21 protein-coding genes and 1 tRNA gene are annotated in these 20,321 nt (G+C 37.0%); 2 read left to right on the top strand and 20 right to left on the bottom strand.

What is annotated here, in order from left to right:
- Position 1: 1 nt before the first annotated feature.
- Together G9F74_RS26170 and G9F74_RS26165 are read right to left on the bottom strand one after the other, a co-directional pair.
- A tRNA-Asn gene (locus G9F74_RS26170) sits at positions 2-73 on the bottom strand.
- A gap of 114 nt (positions 74-187) precedes the next feature.
- Positions 188-646, bottom strand: a complete 459-nt coding sequence (locus tag G9F74_RS26165) for a SprT family protein (RefSeq protein WP_016107399.1) — start codon at positions 644-646, stop codon at positions 188-190.
- A gap of 207 nt (positions 647-853) precedes the next feature.
- On the opposite strand from G9F74_RS26165, the gene cmpA reads away from it, so the two are divergent.
- The gene (gene cmpA, locus G9F74_RS26160) at positions 854-970 is read left to right on the top strand and encodes a cortex morphogenetic protein CmpA (protein ID WP_080119625.1); all 117 of its coding nucleotides are present in this window, start codon (positions 854-856) and stop codon (positions 968-970) included.
- 57 nt (positions 971-1,027) lie between these two features.
- Here the strand turns inward: cmpA and G9F74_RS26155 are convergent, their stop codons facing one another.
- The 6 genes from G9F74_RS26155 to acpS all read right to left on the bottom strand — a co-directional run bounded on the left by G9F74_RS26155 (position 1,028) and on the right by acpS (position 6,960).
- Positions 1,028-3,196 (bottom strand): Tex family protein, encoded by a 2,169-nt coding sequence (locus G9F74_RS26155; RefSeq protein WP_016107398.1) that lies wholly within the window; start codon positions 3,194-3,196, stop codon positions 1,028-1,030.
- A 68-nt stretch (positions 3,197-3,264) separates the two neighbouring features.
- On the bottom strand, positions 3,265-3,615 hold the full coding sequence (gene ndoA / locus G9F74_RS26150; protein ID WP_000635963.1) for a type II toxin-antitoxin system endoribonuclease NdoA: 351 nt from the start codon (positions 3,613-3,615) through the stop codon (positions 3,265-3,267).
- A 4-nt stretch (positions 3,616-3,619) separates the two neighbouring features.
- On the bottom strand, positions 3,620-3,907 hold the full coding sequence (locus G9F74_RS26145) for an antitoxin EndoAI (protein WP_000004570.1): 288 nt from the start codon (positions 3,905-3,907) through the stop codon (positions 3,620-3,622).
- A 299-nt stretch (positions 3,908-4,206) separates the two neighbouring features.
- Positions 4,207-5,376 (bottom strand): alanine racemase, encoded by a 1,170-nt coding sequence (gene alr / locus G9F74_RS26140; protein ID WP_016107397.1) that lies wholly within the window; start codon positions 5,374-5,376, stop codon positions 4,207-4,209.
- Between the two features lie 117 nt (positions 5,377-5,493).
- Positions 5,494-6,444 carry a LolA family protein gene (locus G9F74_RS26135; protein ID WP_016107396.1) on the bottom strand — a complete coding sequence of 317 codons (951 nt, stop codon included), beginning with the start codon at positions 6,442-6,444 and terminating at the stop codon, positions 5,494-5,496.
- A 156-nt stretch (positions 6,445-6,600) separates the two neighbouring features.
- Positions 6,601-6,960 carry a holo-ACP synthase gene (gene acpS, locus G9F74_RS26130; RefSeq protein ID WP_016107395.1) on the bottom strand — a complete coding sequence of 120 codons (360 nt, stop codon included), beginning with the start codon at positions 6,958-6,960 and terminating at the stop codon, positions 6,601-6,603.
- Positions 6,961-7,052: 92 nt separating this feature from the next.
- On the opposite strand from acpS, the gene G9F74_RS26125 reads away from it, so the two are divergent.
- Positions 7,053-7,625: a rhomboid family intramembrane serine protease gene (locus G9F74_RS26125; protein ID WP_016107394.1), complete on the top strand. Its 573-nt coding sequence runs from the start codon at positions 7,053-7,055 to the stop codon at positions 7,623-7,625.
- Here the strand turns inward: G9F74_RS26125 and uvsE are convergent.
- The 12 genes from uvsE to G9F74_RS26065 form a co-directional block, all read right to left on the bottom strand.
- Positions 7,618-8,580 carry a UV DNA damage repair endonuclease UvsE gene (gene uvsE, locus G9F74_RS26120; RefSeq protein ID WP_000961174.1) on the bottom strand — a complete coding sequence of 321 codons (963 nt, stop codon included), beginning with the start codon at positions 8,578-8,580 and terminating at the stop codon, positions 7,618-7,620. The genes G9F74_RS26125 and uvsE overlap by 8 nt on opposite strands.
- A gap of 93 nt (positions 8,581-8,673) precedes the next feature.
- Complete coding sequence (gene cshA / locus G9F74_RS26115) at positions 8,674-10,263, bottom strand: degradosome RNA helicase CshA (protein WP_000206605.1); 1,590 nt, start codon at positions 10,261-10,263, stop codon at positions 8,674-8,676.
- 305 nt (positions 10,264-10,568) lie between these two features.
- Positions 10,569-11,945, bottom strand: a complete 1,377-nt coding sequence (gene murF / locus G9F74_RS26110) for a UDP-N-acetylmuramoyl-tripeptide--D-alanyl-D-alanine ligase (RefSeq protein WP_000610668.1) — start codon at positions 11,943-11,945, stop codon at positions 10,569-10,571.
- A 60-nt stretch (positions 11,946-12,005) separates the two neighbouring features.
- Positions 12,006-13,091, bottom strand: a complete 1,086-nt coding sequence (locus G9F74_RS26105) for a D-alanine--D-alanine ligase (protein WP_000161430.1) — start codon at positions 13,089-13,091, stop codon at positions 12,006-12,008.
- Positions 13,092-13,329: 238 nt separating this feature from the next.
- The gene (locus G9F74_RS26100; protein ID WP_016107393.1) at positions 13,330-14,604 is read right to left on the bottom strand and encodes an MDR family MFS transporter; all 1,275 of its coding nucleotides are present in this window, start codon (positions 14,602-14,604) and stop codon (positions 13,330-13,332) included.
- 108 nt (positions 14,605-14,712) lie between these two features.
- Positions 14,713-16,128: a branched-chain amino acid transporter BcaP gene (gene bcaP / locus G9F74_RS26095; protein WP_000809353.1), complete on the bottom strand. Its 1,416-nt coding sequence runs from the start codon at positions 16,126-16,128 to the stop codon at positions 14,713-14,715.
- A 223-nt stretch (positions 16,129-16,351) separates the two neighbouring features.
- Positions 16,352-17,524: a homogentisate 1,2-dioxygenase gene (locus tag G9F74_RS26090; protein ID WP_000499906.1), complete on the bottom strand. Its 1,173-nt coding sequence runs from the start codon at positions 17,522-17,524 to the stop codon at positions 16,352-16,354.
- The gene (locus tag G9F74_RS26085) at positions 17,490-18,446 is read right to left on the bottom strand and encodes a fumarylacetoacetate hydrolase family protein (protein WP_016107392.1); all 957 of its coding nucleotides are present in this window, start codon (positions 18,444-18,446) and stop codon (positions 17,490-17,492) included. Before G9F74_RS26085 ends, G9F74_RS26090 begins: the two co-directional genes overlap by 35 nt.
- Before the next feature lie 66 nt (positions 18,447-18,512).
- Positions 18,513-19,631 (bottom strand): 4-hydroxyphenylpyruvate dioxygenase, encoded by a 1,119-nt coding sequence (hppD, locus tag G9F74_RS26080; RefSeq protein ID WP_000810910.1) that lies wholly within the window; start codon positions 19,629-19,631, stop codon positions 18,513-18,515.
- Positions 19,632-19,941: 310 nt separating this feature from the next.
- Entirely contained in the window at positions 19,942-20,052 is a 111-nt protein-coding gene (locus tag G9F74_RS26075; RefSeq protein ID WP_001083697.1) for a DUF3948 family protein, read from the bottom strand.
- Between the two features lie 42 nt (positions 20,053-20,094).
- Positions 20,095-20,211 carry a DUF3948 family protein gene (locus G9F74_RS26070; protein WP_000654250.1) on the bottom strand — a complete coding sequence of 39 codons (117 nt, stop codon included), beginning with the start codon at positions 20,209-20,211 and terminating at the stop codon, positions 20,095-20,097.
- Between the two features lie 35 nt (positions 20,212-20,246).
- Positions 20,247-20,321 (bottom strand): DUF3948 family protein (locus tag G9F74_RS26065; protein WP_016128221.1); only part of this gene is annotated, 75 nt, incomplete at its 5' end.

Below are 20,321 nucleotides of genomic sequence, written 5' to 3'. Positions count from 1 at the left end.
GCTCCGCAGGTAGGACTCGAACCTACGACCGATCGGTTAACAGCCGATAGCTCTACCACTGAGCTACTGCGGAATAATGAAGACAATTTGTATCTTATAAAACTTCTCATCGTAAGTCAAGATGTTTTTTAACAATATCTTGCACAAACGTGACATGTTTATAATATACTGGATTGCGTTTTCACTGTCAAGATGTTTTCGCTACCGGTTTTAGTTTTCCCTTACACTTTCCACAGACATATCTTTTTGTATTTATTTGACGTCTTCTTACATATTGAAGCGAACACTCCATACATTCATACATATAAACCTTCTTTTCCTTCTCTTCATTAATCATTCGCTTACAAAAACGTGGTGCACCTACCTTTTTTAATAGTTCACGAAAATCCCTATCCCGATGCTTATATCCTCTCCCTGTAATATGCAAGTGATAATGACAAAGTTCATGTTTAATAATCCCGACTAATTCTTCTTTACCATACATTCCATAATATCGATAATTCAGTTCGATATTGTGACTCTTCAATAGATAACGTCCACCAGTTGTACGTAATCTATTATTAAACATCGCTTTATGTAAGAATGGCATCCCGAAGTATCGTAGGGATACTTCTTCCACTAGCTGCTGAATTTCTTTCTCATCCATTCTCATTCCTCCTAAACAAAAAAATATTTTTACACTTTTCTCCCTTCCTATACATATATTAAATAGTACATATACCCATCCTCATTCAAGAAGCGTGGTTTCTAAAAATACGACATTAATAGAAATCCACTCACCAACCTCTCGTCAATAGTACCTTAACTACAAAGGTAAATTTTTGAGAGTAGGATTATACAAGGAGGGATTCCTATGCCTGCATGGCTAAAAAAACAAATGCAACGTGCATATTTTGAAAAAAACCGGTATCAAATTAAATTGCTAAATGAATGCTGGTTTTATTATAGCAAAATACATCAAAGCTCATAATCCATTACACTTTCTACTCCATAAAAAAAGAGCAGTTTTATCTGCTCTCTTTTCTTACTATTCAATCGGTAACATAGATAATGCAACACGACCTTTTTTTGTATCAATATCATCTACCCATACTTTTACGATTTGCCCTACAGATACAACATCTAATGGATGCTTTACAAACTGTTTGCTTAATTTAGAAATATGCACTAAACCATCTTGTTTTACACCAATGTCAACAAAAGCACCAAAATCAACAACGTTACGAACTGTCCCTTCCAGTTCCATACCACGCTGTAAATCTTCTAATTTCAAAATCCCTTTTTTCAGAAGTGGTTTTGGCAATTCATCCCTCATGTCTCGCTCTGGACTAATTAAGGCATCAATAATATCAACCAATGTCGGCTCACCGATCTCCGTCTCTTGAGATAATTTAGAAACATCCACTCCCTCTAAACTCTCCTGCAAGTTCGGTTTCCCTACATCATTCTTCGATAACCCTAGACTCTTTAGTAGCAATTCGACATTTTTATATTGTTCTGGATGGATCCCTGTACGATCTAACGGATTCGCGCCTTCTAATATACGTAAAAACCCAATACACTGTTCATATGTTTTCGCACCTAAACGAGGGATTTTCTTTAATTCAGTACGCTTCGTAAATTTCCCATCTTCCTCACGCTTAGCTACAATATTTTTCGCAACTGTTTTTGATAACCCCGAAACATATTGTAACAATGCAACTGAAGCTGTATTTACATTCACACCAACTTGGTTAACCGCTGTCTCTACCACAAATGTTAACGATTCATTTAATCTCTTTTGAGTTACATCATGTTGATATTGCCCCACCCCTACCGATTTAGGGTCAATTTTCACGAGCTCAGCAAGTGGATCTTGCAGGCGTCTTCCAATTGAAACCGCGCTTCTTTCTTCAACTTGGAAATCAGGGAATTCCTCACGAGCTAAATCGGAAGCCGAATACACACTTGCCCCTGCTTCATTTACAATAATATAAAAAACATCCTGTTTCACACTTTGTAATACATCTACTATAAACTCTTCCGTTTCTCTAGAAGCTGTGCCGTTCCCAATTGCAATCATTTCAACTTGATATTTATCTATAATAGAAAGAACTTTCTTTTTTGCATCATCATATTTACGAACAGGTGGATGCGGATAAATAACATCGATATATAGAACTTTCCCCGTATCATCTACTACAGCTAATTTACAACCAGTTCTATATGCAGGGTCTACGGCTAGCACAACCTTCCCTTTCATTGGAGGTTGTAATAATAAATTACGTAAGTTCTCAGAGAAAATATGTATCGCTTGTTCTTCAGCTGTTTCTGTTAATTCTTTTCGAATTTCTCTTTCAATCGAAGATTGAATTAATCGTTTATAACCATCCTCAATCGCTAATTGTACATAATGCGCACTTTTTGAATTGTTATCACGGATTACTTTCTTATATAAGAAAGTTATTATCTCATCTACTGGTGGAACAACAGAAACTCTCAATATATCTTCTTTCTCACCGCGATTCATCGCTAATACACGATGCGGTACTACTTTTTGCAACGGTTCTTCATAACTGTAATACATTTCATATATATTCTTTTCATCTTTTTCTTCGTCTTTTACAACCGAAGACATAACACCTTTTCTAAAAGTAACATTCCGAATCCAACTACGATACGCAGCTTCATCTGAAACGATTTCTGCAATAATGTCTTGCGCACCTTGCAACGCCTCTTCTGCAGATTCCACTTCTTTTTCTGCATTAACAAATTCCATAGCCTTTTTAGCCGGATCTTCTTTTTTATATAACAATAACCATTCAGCTAGCGGTTCTAATCCTTTTTCTTTTGCAATCGTCGCTTTCGTTCTTCTTTTCTCTTTATAAGGACGATATAAATCTTCTACTTCCTGTAGTTTCGTTGCGGCAACAATATGACGGCGCAACTCTTCGGTTAGCTTACCCTTTTCACCAATAAGACGAAGAACCTCTTCTTTCCTATCTTCAAGCTGCATCATATATTGCCATCTCTCTAAGATTGCACGAATTTGCACCTCATCTAAAGAGCCTGTCCATTCTTTTCGGTAACGAGCAATAAATGGAACTGTGTTACCTTCTTCTGTTAATTGAATAACATGACGAACTTGCTTTTCGGTAAAGCCTAATTCTTTCACTAACATTTTCATTAACGCTTGTCGATTATCTACCATTTCCATATATAACCGTAACCTCCTCTATAATAAAAAAAAGTTGCCCTTCAAAGAGAGCAACTTAAACTGCCGATTTAAAAATCTATTAGTCCTAAACTAATTTGTAACGCTTCATCTACACGAATCATCATCACTTCATCCAAATGAGTGATTTTGTCCGTTAAGCGTTGCTTATCGATTGTTCGAATCTGCTCAAGTAAAATAACAGAATCTCTCTCAAATCCATACTTTTTCGCATCAATTTCCACATGAGTGGGTAATTTCGCTTTTTGAATCTGTGCAGTAATAGCCGCTACAATCACCGTTGGACTAAAACGATTTCCGATGTCATTTTGAATGACAAGAACCGGACGAACGCCTCCTTGCTCAGAACCAACAACTGGGGAAAGGTCTGCAAAATACACGTCGCCGCGTTTTACAATCAAAATATTACCCCCCGCTAACTAAGCGTTCTACCGTATGAGCTGCTTCATACTCTGCTAAGAAAGCTTCAGATGCAATACCAAGATTAATTTTTCCCATTTCAATGTACCCACGTCGCATTGATTCATGTTGGTAGCGTTTCTTCGTCTTATGTTGACGCAATAACAGTTGTGTTGCCTGGCAAATTAGTTCATGGCGATTCTTATTCTCTTGTTTTCCAATTCCGTCCAATTCCGTTACCATTTGCTTTGGCAACCGAACCACGATTTCAGTAGTTACACTTGATTCGGACACAAAAATACACCTCCACCGTCAACTACACACCCAAATATATATATGACACCTATTGTAATAATACCATTGTATGGAGCCTGTTGCAAAGACTTCCTTATTCCTTGCTTATGTTTTCCAATTCACAGGAAAAACATTCATCTTCTATTATTTTTCATCTTATTTTAAACAAGGAACAAAAGAATTCCTCTGCAAAACTTATATTAAAAGTGATTATAAGTAAAAGCTTCTCATCAAAAAAGAGCATATTCTCCATCAATAAAAAGCTCACTTAAATGACAAGAAGCAAATTAGATGATCTTCTATATATTATTCAAATAATTGATGATTTCTACAACTTTACCATGTCGTATAAATATTCTCGGCACACGGAAACTAATCGTTGCAATAATTTCATAATTAATAGTCCCGGAATATTCAGCAACCTCTGTAGCGCTAATATATTCATCACCTTGTCGTCCAATGAGTGTAACTTTCGTACCAAGCGGGACTTCACAAGGAAGATGAATCATGAATTGATCCATTGTTACTCTCCCTACAATCGGTACTCTTTTACCATCCACAAGCACTTCAAATCCTTGTAATCTTCTAAGCCAGCCATCTGCATATCCAATCGCAACAGTTGCAATCCATTCTTCAGTTTTTGTTCGGTAAGTGACGTTATAACTAATTCCATCCCCTTTAATCACCTGTTTAATATGAGCAACTTTCGTATGCAATGATAACGCCGGTTCTAATTTAAATGGTAAAAAAGGACGTATTTCTACAGATGGGGATAATCCATACATCGCAATACCAATTCGTAATGCATTAAATGTAATTCCTTGAAAACGTAAAGTTGCAGCACTATTAGCTGTATGGACAAATTTAGGATCCACTCCGAATTCCTTCAACCAACTTAACTGCTGCAAGAACGTGTTATATTGCTTATCAAAATACGAAGTCTCAACCTCATCTGCTGTTGCAAAATGCGTATATACCCCTTCTAACTCTAAAAATGGTGCACCTTCTAAACTCTTTAAGAATTCTTTTAATTCTTTGCGTTCGCGTATTCCAATTCTCCCCATACCACTATCAAAATTAATATGGAATTTCATTATAGATGAACCATCCCATAGTTTGATGGCTTCTTCCACCCATTCTTTTTGAAAAACAGTTAATGCTACATCATTTTCAGCAGCTACATTTATATCTCGAGGCGGGGAAGGACCTAGCACTAAAATTGGTACGGTAATACCAGCCCTTCTAAGAACTAAGGCTTCATCTAAAAAAGCAACTGCTAATCTTGTTGCACCTGCTTCTAATGCCGTTTTAGCCACCGGTACATAATCGTGCCCATATGCATTCGCTTTAACTACAGCAAAAATCTCAACATTACTCGGAATGAACTCTTTAATATGCGTAATATTGTTATAAATCGCATCTAAATCCACTTCCACCCAAGTATCACGGTAAAATGACGCTTCTTCCATAAATACACTTCCTTATACACGATATGCGAAGCTTATTCTTTTATATGCTTCTTTTATGAAATCTACCTTCAAACTAAGAAAAGACGTGGTGCACATATATCACCACGTCTAAGAAGTTTACTTCACCTGCTTCGCTGTAACTGAACGAGCTACCATTAACAACTCATTCGGCTCTAAACCTTTAGACACGAGCATATATTCTACTCCGTTATGTGACCACGTTACAGATTCTTTCGTCAATGCACCAATCGTAAACCCAAGATCAACCGGCTCTCCACTTACACTTACCGCTGACGAAGCCTCTGCAACTTTTGCCTTTTCTTGTATTAAGGTAAAGGATTTCTTATTTCCAGTGTATGTGAGTATCGCACGCTTGCCACTGTCTGTCTTCAACTCTTTTTCGTCTTTCAGAGTCATACCTTGCGGCGTATCACGCGGATACAAAATAGCAAATGGTTTGTCTTCTTTCGCTGTTGTTTGAACATCTACTTGCGCTCTAGACATATTTTGTTTCGCATCAAATGCACCTTTATCAAATTTCGCATCGAATTTCACTTTAGAGAAATCTACTTTCACAAGAACATTTTGATCATTATCCATTAATTTCACCGAAACTGGTGTTAAATCGCTTTTCTTCAATGCAATCTCTTGTTTCGGTAACATATTTTGATGTTGATAGTTTGTTTTTGTTTTGAAAATATAATATTTATCTGTTTTCTCGAAAGTAAGGTTTTTCTTATCCTGCAAAATATCTCTTACAAGTGATTCATATAAATAGGCCTGGCTACTATTTTGCGGCCAATCACTTTGAAAACGGAAACTCTTATTAAGCGCTGGCGTTAATACAAATACCCCTTCTTCATTTCTTAAAATAATTTGGCTCTGATCTTTTTTTGCATTCTGTAAATTCACACGATAAAAAGAAGGTTCTTTATGCCAAATTTCCACGTTATACTCCTGAGGCTCATTCCCTGTTTTAATAGTTAATTTCGCTTCAGCTTGATAACTTTTCATCCCTTTCACTTTCGCTTCTAAATCTCTCACGACATCATCTTGTTTCTTTTCCATACAGCCCGCCAACACAAAAACGGTCAATAAACCGACAAGAACTAAAAACAGACGCCTTTTCATAACTTCAGCCCCTTTGCCCCTATAAATGAATGGAAGGTGTACCTTCCTTATCGCTACCTCAAATATATGAGACAAGGATATGAAATATGCAGACTAGCGTGACGAGCTTTCTAAAACAACTTGTGCAACAGCAAATTCCTTACTATGACTAATTGATAAATGAACAATATGCTCTGTATTTGCAATAAGAAGCGGCTTACCTCTATCATCATTTTTCACTTCAATATCTAAAAAACTCACTTCTTTCCCGATACCAGTGCCTACCGCTTTTGAATACGCCTCTTTCGCTGCAAATCTTCCCGCTACAAACTCTATAAGGCGACTCCCTTTCAGTTCCATAGCAACATTACGTTCACTTTCAGTTAAAATACGTTCCATAAATTTAAGCTTTCCATCTAGCATTTTTTCAATTCGATTCAATTCAATAATATCTATTCCAATCCCTACAATCATTTCGAAATCCCCTTCTTCTATTTAGCTTTCTTCTTTCATATTGTAAGAATAACAGAGAATCATTCTGATGCAAAAGGAGTGATACTACCAGCATGCTAATACGACCCACTCGCATTTCCTTAAATCCAATCATCCTCTCTTTACTTCTTATTCAACTATTCATGATGATGTTAGGCGACTTCTTTCTCTTTCCAATGGCAGCTAACAATGAATATATCACTAAAGGAGAATGGTGGCGTGTCATAACTTCTCTGCTCGTACACGTGGACTTACAACATTTTCTTTCTAATAGTATTTGCTTATTTATTTTTGGCTCTTCTATCGAAAAACAACTCGGACACATTTCTTTTATCATTCTATTTTTTCTTCCCGGTATTTCCGGAAATATCGCTTCTTATATTATTATGCCTCCTGAATACATTCATACGGGAGCATCTGGTGGGATTTTCGGGTTACTAGGCGCCCAACTATTTTTATTGTACAATCGATACCGCCCTTCACACTCAAAAGAAATTGCTATTTTCTCAATCATGATACTTATATTACTATTATTTACTTTCTTTAATCCTTTCGCCAATCCTATAAGCCATTTAGCAGGATTAATAACCGGTGGTATTTTAACTCCTTTTTTAACAAAAAAATTCGATGGTGCTGAGCTTATTTAATGTAAAAGCTCGCACCATCGATAATTTCCACATCTATTTGTTTACTTAAGTCTCTCATGAGTTGAAATAAAGACTCATCCTTCTGCTTCGCCTCAATCATACAATCAATTTGCCCAACACTTCCCTTAATCCTTCTTAAAAAAGATAAGAATGCATCAACATCAATAAAATCAGCGTGTGCCCTCGGGTCTTTCTCATCTCTAGGACTGGAGATATGCATTTTAACTGGTAACAAAGATGTTTCCCACGTATGAACAACACGCGCCCAATCTTCATGCCAATCTTCTCGTTCATTGTTCATCGTATGATGATGCAAATCAAACACGACCGGAATGTCTAATTTTTCTCCTAAATACAATGTTTCCGCTAGCGTGAAGGTTGTATCATCATTTTCTAACATGATCATTTCTTGAATCCCCCTTGGAACGTTAGACCAATTTTCTATAAAGCGTTCTAATGCGAGCTCTTTATCTTTATAACCTCCTCCAACATGTAATACACATCGTTGCTTATGTGCAATCCCCATACCTTTTAACATTTTTTTGTGCATCTGCAAAGTTTTTACTGACTGTTTAAAAATACTTTCCTCCGGTGAATTTAGTACAACAAAGTGATCCGGATGGAAATCAATACGCATATTCATACGAATTGCGTATTCACCTAGCACTTTTAAACTTTCTTTTAATGGACGAATATAGTTCCACTCTAACAACTCCTCATGATTCGCTAAAGGAATAAGCTTAGAACTAAGTCGAAAGAAAGATATATCATGCCCCTTATTATGCTTTAATAACCGCAAGCAATTTTCCAAATTCGAATTAGCGATTCTTTCAAGTTTACGAATCGCAGCCTCTCGATCATCAATCCGTTGAAACTGTGCATATGTCATCGTTTGAGATGGAGATGCGTTCTTCAAATGCACACTCATCGCAACATACCCAAGCCTTACAAGCATATCGTACCTCTTTTCTACATGAGTTATTATGTAGTATGTACAATTTTAGAAATAAAAAAAGAGAATGCCAACAAAGGGCATTCTCTTTTTTTATTAAGCTTGTGGACGGCTATGATGTTTTCTTTCGCCGCGTCCATTTGAAGAAGATCCAGGGCGACCTTGACCTTCACCTCTACGACCACGGTTACCATCACGGCCACCATCACGATTGCGATCACGGTTACGACCATCGCCACTGCGTCCGTCACGGTTACGGTCACGGTTACGACCATCGCCACTGCGTCCATCACGACTACGATTACGGTTACCATCACGGTATCCGCCTCCGTTACCACCGCGTTTTTTAGAACCGCCACCTCTTGAAACAACTGGTGGTTCTGATGTTAAAGCGATTGGTGTTGTATCTGGCTCTTTTGTCATCATTTTTAAAGCAGCAGCTACTACTGTTACAGAGTCGTTCTCTTCTAACATTTCTTCTGCAATACGCTTGTAGTATGATAAGTTATCATTTTCAATTGTGCTTTGAAGTTTTTCAGCGATTAAACGTTGTTGACCTTCTAGTGCCTCGTCAAGTGTCGGTGCTTCCATACGGTCAACCTTACGTTTTGTTGTACGCTCGATATTTTTTAATTGTCCTGATTCACGTGGTGTTACAAATAACATTGCAATACCTTTTTTACCTGCACGGCCAGTACGACCGATACGGTGAACGTATGATTCTGGATCTTGTGGGATATCGAAGTTGTATACGTGTGTTACGCCTGAAATATCAAGACCACGCGCAGCAACATCTGTTGCAACAAGAACTTCAATAGCACCTTCTTTAAATTTACGTAATACAGACATACGTTTCGCTTGTGTTAAGTCACCATGAATACCTTCTGCTGCATAACCACGTAAGTTTAATGCTTCTGATAATTCATCAACACGACGCTTTGTACGACCGAATACGATCGCAAGCTCTGGAGATTGAATATCTAGTAAGCGCGTTAATACGTCAAACTTTTTCTTTTCTTGCACTTCTAAATAGAACTGCTGAATGTTTGGCATTGTTACTTCTTTTGCTTTTACTTTAATGTGTTGAGGCTCAGTCATGAAACGCTCAGCAATACGACGGATTGGATCTGGCATCGTCGCTGAGAATAATAATGTTTGATGTGTTTCTGGCACATCTGTTAAAATTGCTTCAATATCTTCAATGAAGCCCATGTTTAACATTTCATCCGCTTCATCAAGAACAACAGTCTCAACGTTTTGTAGGCGAAGTGTTTTACGGTTAATATGATCTAAAATACGACCCGGCGTACCAACAATAATGTGTGGGTGTTTTTTTAGAGCACGAATTTGGCGGTTAATATCTTGACCACCATAAATTGGTAAAATACGAACGCGTTTATGTTTACCAATTTTGTATAGCTCTTCTCCAACTTGAATTGCTAATTCACGCGTTGGCGCGATAACAATACCTTGAACTGCTTCTTTACGAGTATCTACTTTATCTAATAGCGGTAATCCAAATGCTGCTGTTTTCCCTGTACCTGTCTGCGCTTGCCCAATAATATCTTTACCTTGCAATGCATGTGGGATTGTTTCAGCTTGAATCGGCGTAGCCTCTTCAAAGCCCATACTTTCAACAGATTGCAATAAAGATTCACTTAATCCTAATTCTCGAAATGTTGTCAATGTTACTTCTCCTTTTCTATCCTATACTTATCATTTAAAAAAAGGCATTTTCCGAATTGGCGGAAAAGCCCTTTTCCTGAATGCTCACGTATATAAACGGGCGTATTTCTACACGAAAATACTTCTAAACGTTATTACACTTTATCAATTATAAGTTTTGTATGTGCAAAAAGCAAACCCAACTGTTACCTTATTTTCATATTCAGGACTTTTTTTCTTCACTTTTATTTTTTAACATCCTCTGTAAGCGCTTATTATAAGTTTCTTCTATTTTCGTGACTATCATCCCTATTTATATTCACCAATTATTTCAACATCGTAATAACTTCTTCTAATTTCATACCACGAGATGCTTTAACTAATACAACATCGTTATTACCAACTACCGCCTGTAAATCTTTTACAAGCTCTTCTTTATTATGATAGGCCTTTACACGTTCACCAGGGAAATTAATTTCCGCTCCCTCAGCAATTTGAGCCCCTAATCTACCATATGTGAATACATATGAGATTTTTGCTGGGTCAATTAATTTACCTACTTCATAATGAAATTGAACCTCTTGGTCTCCAAGCTCTAACATATCACCAAGCACGACGATTTTTTGAGAAAAACCATCTAAACCATTCATTAAATGGAATGCTGCTTCCATAGCTGTCGGACTTGCATTGTAAGCATCATTGATAATTGTTAACCCACTATCCTTTTTTACAATTTCCATGCGCATACCTGTCATTTGAAGTGTTACTAAACCTTGTTTCATTTCTTCCCATGTCACACCAAAATGTTTCGCAATCGCCATGGAAGCAAGTGTATTATACACATTATGTTTCCCTAACACTGGTATATAGAATGAAATGTTTTCTTCTCTATTCATTTTAAAATGTGTGCCAGTTGCCTGTAATGTTACAGTCGTTGGATAGTAATCGTTTGCTCTCGCATCACCAAATGTTACTGTTTCCGTCGCTAAATTCATTTCAGGAACACGATTTGTTAATAATGGCTCATCTCCGTTATATACGAACACTCCGCCTTCTTGTAATCCTGCCACAATTTCTAATTTCGCTTCTGCAATTGCCTCACGAGAGCCTAAATCCATTAAATGCGCCTCACCAATGTTCGTAATGATAGCTGCATTAGGACGAGCTAACTTAGATAAGAATTCAATTTCTCCTCGGCTTGACATACCCATTTCTAATACAGCAACTTCCGTATTTTCTTCTAGGTTTAAAATAGTAAGAGGTAAACCGATATGGTTATTGAAATTACCTTCTGTTTTTTGAACTTTGAATTTAGTCGCAAGAAGGCTTGTTACAATATCTTTCGTAGATGTTTTACCGTTACTACCTGTCACACCAATAACTTTAACATCCAATTGATCGCGATAGTTTTTCGCTAACATTTGTAATGCCAATAGTGTGTCTTCTACAAAAATAACTGGAAGATTCTCAGGCGGATTTGCTACATCTTTCATCCATAATGTAGCAACAGCTCCATTTTCAACAGCTTTATCTACAAAAGCATGTCCATCGAAACGTTCACCTTGAATCGGAACATATAAATTTCCTTTTTCGATTTTTCTCGTATCAATAGACACTCCCTGTATAGTAATTCCCTCATACTGCTCTGCTAATCCCGTACCATTTATCATCTGTTCTACTTGTTTTAACGTTCGATTAATCATGAAAACACTCCTTACATAGAGGAAGCACTATTCCTTCGAATAGTGCCTCCTCCTTTTTTGTTATATTGTATATTTAATTTTTTGTTTTTCTTCGTGACGTTCAATCGCTAAACGAATTAGCTCTTCGATTAATTCTGGATATGGTAATCCAGTATGTTGCCATAATAGAGGGAACATACTAAACGGCGTAAATCCTGGCATTGTGTTTACTTCGTTAATATATACTTCTCCGTCTTTCGTTAAGAAGAAATCAGCTCGTGTTAAGCCTGCACCATCTAAAGATTGGAATGCAACAATTGCATCTCGCTTAATTACATTAGACTCTTCTTCTGTCATTTCAGCTGGAATAATTAACGCTGTATCACCATCGATGTACTTCGACTTATAATCATAAAAGTCCTTTTTCGGTACGATTTCACCTACAACTGAACATTTCGGTTCGTCGTTACCTAGTACACCAACTTCTACTTCACGACCTACGATATTTTCTTCTACAATAATTTTGCGGTCGAATTGGAATGCCTCTTCAAATGCACTCTCAAGTTCTTCACGATTTTTACATTTATTAATACCAACACTTGAACCAAGGTTTGCTGGTTTTACGAAGCAAGGATACCCTAACTTCTCTTCTACTTTGTCATAAGCTTCTTCGCGATTTTTTTCCCATGCACTACGAATGAAAGATGCATATTTCGCTTGTTTCAAACCAGCTTCTGCAAAGATATTTTTCATAACAACTTTATCCATACCGGCAGATGATGCTAGAACACCATTTCCTACATAAGGAATGTTCATTAATTCTAATAACCCTTGAACCGTTCCATCTTCACCATTTGGTCCATGTAGTAATGGAAAAATAACGTCGATAGCATCTTCCTCAGAAGTTGCAGATGGAATAATTTCCGTGCTTAATGATAACGGAGAAATCGAATTTTCTGCACCGCTCATTTTTAAAGCTTCAACATCCGTTACTTCACCTTCAATACGCTCACCGCGTACCCATTGACCTTGCTCTGTAATATAAATCGGATGAATCTCGAATTTATCTTGATTTAACGCTTTAATAGCAGCAAGAGCCGTCTGTAACGAAACTTGATGCTCAGCTGATTTTCCACCATATAATAAACCTAATTTAATTTTCGTCAATTAAATCACCCTAACCAATTGTTTTCATTTTTCTATTTTAGCACTTTTTATAAAAATAGGTAGTTCCTATTTGAAATAAAATGTAACTTCCACAAATAATTAAATGACACCACTTATTGGATTTCTACACTTTGCTATTTCATTTTCTTCACAACTACACAAAATGAAATGGCAACCTAATCTAGTTATGTACCTAAAATATGTAGAAATCCCCTTTTTGTGTATGTCACCTATTTTATTAAGAAGATTGTTTGGTTAGTGTGTCCTTTTGCCTTTGTTCCACGAGGCGATCTAAAGAAACATATACAATACCTGCAACTAAACATCCTACACCTAAAATTGTAAATAAGAAATGTCCGAGTAATCTATCTAATAAAAAACCTCCAAGAAGTGGACCAAATGCACTTCCCGTAATCCACTGCAAACTCGCTGCTCCCATATAAGTTCCTCTCAAATGCTCAGGGGCCAAATTCGCTACAAACGTCATCTGTACAGGCGACATAATCATCTCGCCTAACGTATATACGGCATACACGAACATTAACGTCACTAAAATAATTGTAGCATTTGTATTAAATTCTCCAAACCACTTCGGTAACCACCCTATAAAAAACAAACCAATTCCAAACAAACACGCCCCGTATAACATCGTCTTTCCGACAGGTTTATCTGTCGCCCATTTTGAAATTTGAAACTGGAACAACACAACTAATAGTCCATTTAGCGCCATTAAATACGGGTATGGATTGTTAACTCCAAAAATATCCTTCATTTCATTATCAAAGTGAAGTGGTAACATGCCTTCTGTTTGAGAAAATCCCATAGAAATAATGATACCTGCTAACAAATAAATCATTAACGCCCTATCTCTCATTAAAACTTTCCAAACTGCACCTGATTCCTTCTCTGCACTCTCTTCTTTTTTATCTGCTGCTTTTGGCATTGTCTCCTGGATAAGAATTAGTACAAGTAATGCATAAAATAGCATCGTAGAAGAGGCAATAATAAACACAAGATTCTTTGACAACACCACTACTGATGCACCCATTATTGGACCGATTGCAGCACCTATATTGTGTCCCATTCGCAATAAACCATATGCTTCGGTTCTTTTTTCTGGCGCGGTCACATCTGCAACCATCGCTGATGCAGCTGGATGAAATAAAGAATTACTTAATCCTAAAAAAACAGATAAAATTGCATATGAAATAAACCCTTCTATAAATAAAAAACCGAGCATTAATAATGCATTACTTGCCATTGAAAATATCATAATCGGCTTTCTTCCATATATATCAGCAATTCTTCCACCTATAAGCGATCCAAAGCTTGCAGCAATTGGAGAAAGCGCCATAATAACTCCAACCTGTAATAAAGAATCTACCTTATCTTTTAAATATAATGCGAAAAAAGGCATTAACATCATCATCGCAATTCCATTCAATGTCTCACCGATAAATCGAATCCATACGTTACGATCCATTTCCCTTAGCTCACGCCATGTATTTTTCATATTTTCACCCCTTTAGTTGACCAACAATTATCTTATAATAGATTCAGAAAAATGTAAATTTTCAAATAAAAAAATCCATTCTAACAGAATTAGAATGGATTTTTCCACTTATAAATTCGCTACATCATCTTCTTTTTTACTATTATTTAAAACACTATGTTTTCGACTATATAAGAAGTAAACCGCTATACCGATAACCATCCATACTCCAAAACTAATCCACGCTGTCCCTGATAATTGAAGCATTAAGTATAAACAGAAAATTACTGTTAACGCTGGTAAAAATGGTACGAGTGGCGCCTTAAATGCTCTTGGTAAATCCGGATGAGTCTTTCTCATCACAATAACCGCAACAGCTACGAGTGCAAAGGCTGACAATGTCCCCATGTTTACAAGGTGTGCCAATACATTTAAATCTATTAATCCTGAAATCAATGCTGCAATAATACCCGTTGTCCATGTATTTAAAAACGGTGTTTTAAATTTCGGGTGAACCTTAGCCAGACGCTTCGGCAATAACCCATCACGGCTCATCGCATATGAAACACGAACTTGCCCATACATCATCACTAGCATTACAGTTGTAATCCCTGTGATTGCCCCTACTGAAATTACCCCCGCTAAACCATCTTGTCCAATAAATTGAAGTGCAAAAGCAACTGGATCTGATATATTCAGCTGTCCGTATGGAACAATTCCTGTCAGAATAAGTGAAACAACGATATAAAGAACTGTACATATTAATAACGATGCAATAATGCCGATTGGTAAATCACGTTGTGGACGTTTCACTTCTTCCGCAGCTGTTGAAACTGCATCGAATCCTATAAATGCGAAGAATACTGTAGCAGCCCCAGCCATTACACCATCTAAACCAAATGGCATAAAAGGCGTCCAGTTTTCAGGCTTCACATAATTAAAACCAGCAAAGATAAAAATAAGAACAACTGCTATTTTAATAAATACCATAATATTATTTACACGTGCACTCTCTCGAACACCCCTAGATAAAAGAGCTGTCATCACTAAAATAATTAAGACTGCAGGCAAATCAATTATTCCACCTTTTCCTGTGCCTGGGGCCGAAGAAAGAATGGTCGGAATATGAATCCCAAATCCCTTTAGTAAAGACTGAAAATAAGCGGACCATCCATTTGCTACAGCAGATGTAGCAAGTAAATATTCAAGCATTAAATCCCAACCAATTAAAAACGCGAATACTTCTCCCATCGTCGCGTACGTATATGTATATACGCTACCCGAGACAGGAACTGAAGAAGCAAATTCAGCATAACAAAATGCAGCAAAGGCACAGGCTAATGCGGCTATCGCGAATGATAATATAATAGCTGGTCCAGAATGTTTTGCTGCCACTACGCCTGTAAGAACGAAAATACCAGTTCCAACAATCGCTCCGATTCCAAGCATAGTTAAATCCAGTGCGCCCAATGTTCTCGCTAACGTTTTTTGCTTACTTTCTTGCATTAACTTTGCAATAGGCTTCTTTTGAAAAATTTGCTTCATCGTCCACTCCTCCAAGTTTTAAATTTTCTGAAAATTTTTAATTCGCTTTTTTATTTTACTCATAACACTTTTTCTCGTCAATACTTTTGTCGAAATAAGTAGAAATCTTTCGGAATATACAATATCCTTATTATTCTTTCTGAGAATCTTTCTATCACCTTATTTTGGTGTCATTATACATATTAAAGAGGCGTGCTCCTTTATTGAGCACGCCTCTTTTTGCTTATTTCACAGTATATGAACCATCTTCAATCCAGCTATACATATACTTTTCATCTTCCGTTTCATGTGCTTGTTTTACAATACGAAGCGGACGGAATGTATCTATCATAACGGCTAATTCAAGCGTCTCTTTTTTTCCGATACTTGCCTCTGTTTTCCCAGGATGCGGCCCATGAGGAATTCCGCTCGGATGAAGTGTAATAGACCCTTCTTCCACACCTTTTCGGCTCATAAAGTTTCCTTCTACATAGTACAGTACTTCATCACTATTCACGTTACTATGATAATACGGTGCCGGGATAGATTCTGGATGATAATCGTATAAACGCGGGACGAAAGAGCAAATGACGAAATTGTGCCCTTCGAATGTTTGATGTACTGGTGGTGGCTGATGAATACGGCCTGTAATTGGTTCAAAATCCTCCACATTAAAGACCCACGGATATAAATAACCATCCCACCCAACAACATCTAGCGGATGATGCCCTAAAACATACTTATGCATATATCCTCTCGACTTTGTCATTACGACAAACTCACCTTTCTCATCATATGTCTCTAATTTTTCCGGGCCACGAATATCTCTCTCACAAAACGGGCTATGTTCTAACAATTGCCCATATTCATTGCGATAGCGACGTGGTGTTGTAATTTGGCTATTCGCCTCTACAACAAGAAACTTAGTCTCTCCTTCATCTGGAATAACACGATAAATCGTTCCAATTGGGATCGTTACATAATCACCTTTTCTATAGTGAATCGTTCCGAACATTGTTTCGATTTTTCCTGTTCCATAATGAACAAATAACATTTCATCGCCATCGCCATTACGATAGAAATAGTCCATTTTTTCTGTCGGAGTCACTACTCCAATTAATAAATCCTCATTCCCAAGCATAAAATTTCTTCCGCTTACTGCATCGCCCGTTTTTTTATTTTCTTTCGTGCGAAAATGACGATGTGCAAGAGCTACATCTTCTTCATACTGCAACTGACAAGAATGAGATACTGCCGCATGACCTACTTCCGTTGGCATATAATGATGGTACAAAATAGACTGCGTACCAGAAAAACCTTTCGTTCCCATTACCTGTTCACGATAAAGCGCTCCATCTTTTTTACGAAATTGTACATGTCGTTTATGAGGTAGCTCCCCCATGTGACGATAAAACATGCCCATCACCTGCTTTCATGTCTTTTTTGACCGTATTACGTAACGTACCTAAACCAGTAATCGACAGCTCTACAACATCTCCATCTTTTAGCCACTCTTCTGTACCAAGTTCTAAAATACATCCTGTTCCTACTGTTCCAGAACCGATCACATCTCCCGGATATAAGGTCACGTCTTGTGAAGCACGTTCAATCATTTCAGCAAACGTATAGTAAATATCTTGGAAATTTCCCTTTGATAATAGTTTCCCATTCACGTGAGCAGTCATCTCTAAATCATATCGATTACCATTACGATAAATGTCTAATTCCTCTTTCGTAACGAGATACGCTCCTAATGAAGTTGCAAAGTCTTTTCCTTTTGCTGGTCCAAGCCCTACCTTCATTTCTGTTGCTTGTAAGTCCCTTGCACTCCAGTCGTTCATAATACAATAACCAAAAATATATTCCTCTGCTTGCTCACGAGAAATATTTCTTCCTTCTTTTCCGATTACACAAGCAATCTCTAATTCATAATCAAGCTTTTTAGACTTCTTCGGACCAATTACAAAATCATCTGGACCAATAACAGCACGATGGTTAGTAAAATAAAAAACCGGGACATCATACCATTCAGGTACAACATCTAGTCCTCTTCGTCCGCGAGCTGTTTTTACATGCTGTTCAAATGCATAAAAATCTCGAATGCTACCCGGATTAGGAATAACAGCTGTCAATTGTACTTCTTCTAAGGAATATATACCCTTGTTTGGATTCTTACTATTACGCAGCAGCTCTACATACTCATCCGCTTTCTCTAAAAAGGCGAGCATAGAGGAAGGGACTTTTCCGTCACTAGCAAGATTCATATCGATTACTTTGTCACCTTCAAGCCACCCAGCTCGCATTTCTTTCGAAGGGAGACGAAATGTAACAAATTTCATCATAATTCCTCCCTATGAAAATGAAATTTCCACCAGCAAAAGAATTCTTGCTGGTGGATACAAATCTTATAAATTTCCGCGACGCTCTTGTTCTCTTTCAATTGATTCGAATAATGCTTTAAAGTTCCCTTCACCAAATCCACGAGAACCTTTACGTTGAATGATTTCAATAAATAAAGTTGGACGGTCTACAATTGGTTTCGTAAAGATTTGCAGTAAATAGCCCTCATCATCACGGTCTACTAAAATCTTTAATTCTTTTAACTTATCAATTTCCTCATCGATTTTTCCAACTCGCGCAGTTAACTCATCGTAATACGTATCTGGTGTATCTAAAAACTCCACACCATTTGCACGAAGCGCTTCAACTGTTTTAACAATATCACTCGTTAATAAGGCAAGATGTTGTACACCTGCTCCATTATAGAATTCAAGATATTCTTGAATTTGCGATTTTCTCTTTCCATCTGCTGGTTCGTTAATAGGGAACTTAATACGACTTCCATTCGTCATAACTTTTGACATTAATGCCGAATACTCTGTACTAATATCATCATCGTCGAAATGGATCATTTGTTTAAAGCCCATAACATTCTCGTAATAACTAACCCACTCTTCCATTTTCTCAACGTTACCAACTACATGATCTACAGCAATTAAACCAGATTCTTCAAATGGAATATTAAACTCAACCTTTTGGAATCCTGGCATAAATGTTCCTTTATAATTTTTACGCTCTACAAGCGTGTGAATTGTATCACCATACGTACCAATAACTGCTTTTTTCAATGTACCATCCTCATCTGTTAACTCCTCAGGTGGAGCAATTGCGACGGCACCACGTTTCACCGCTTCCGAGTAAGCCTTATCAACGTCATCGACAAGTAATGCAACGTCTTTTACACCATCACCATGAGTTTTTACAAACTCTGCGATACGATTATCGCTACCTAGGGCCCCGGACACAACAAAACGCATATTTTTTTGCACAAGAACATAAGATACCTTTTCACGGTTTCCTGTTTCTAATCCAGAGTAAGCCACAATTTTGAATCCGAACGCTCTCGCAAGGTAATAACTCGATTGTTTTGCATTCCCTACGTAAAACTCCAAATGATCTACATCACGTACCGGAAAAAAGTCCTCCATTTGTGCAGCTAGCGTATCCATAGATTTTTGTTTCATAATATCTTCATCCCCCTGTAAATAGATTAAATGGTCCATACTTAAAACCAACCGAAAACGCTTCCAACATCAATTTATAGAAATTAGTTAGCAGGCTAACAATTTCTGACCTTTAAAATTTTCTATCTTTTCTGTCAAATTCCTCTTTTTTTCTTACATATAAAATTCGACTTTTTTCTCTTTAAAGTAAGGGGAAAATATTCATAATTGAAGGTATATATGTGGGGAAAACAAAAAAGACTCCAACATATTAACTACTTACTAATACGTTAGAGTCTTTATTTTTTTTGAATGATTGTATTTATATTTCTCATACTAATATATTTGCAAGGAATAGAATAAATGATGTTAATATTACTGCTCCGCCTAATGATCCTAATAAATCTGTTTTTGTTACTTGTAGCACTTGTTCACTGTTCATATTCCTCATTCTCCTTTCATTTTGTACAATTTAAAACTTTTATTATACTAATACGCTTGATAGAAATACGATTAATGCTGTTAATACTACCGCTCCACTTGCTGATCCTACGAAGTCACCTTTTGTTACTTGTAATACTTGCTCTTTCATATCTTTCATTCTCCCTTCATTTATCTTTTGTTACAAAACTTCTATTATACTAATACGCTTGATAGAAATACGATTAATGCTGTTAATACTACCGCTCCACTTGCTGATCCTACGAAGTC

The sequence above is a fragment of the Bacillus sp. EKM202B genome (assembly GCF_011066025.1).
Classification (GTDB): Bacteria; Bacillota; Bacilli; order Bacillales; family Bacillaceae_G; genus Bacillus_A; species Bacillus_A toyonensis.
Note: the sequence above shows the minus strand (reverse complement) of the source record. Positions and strands in the feature narration are given on the sequence as shown.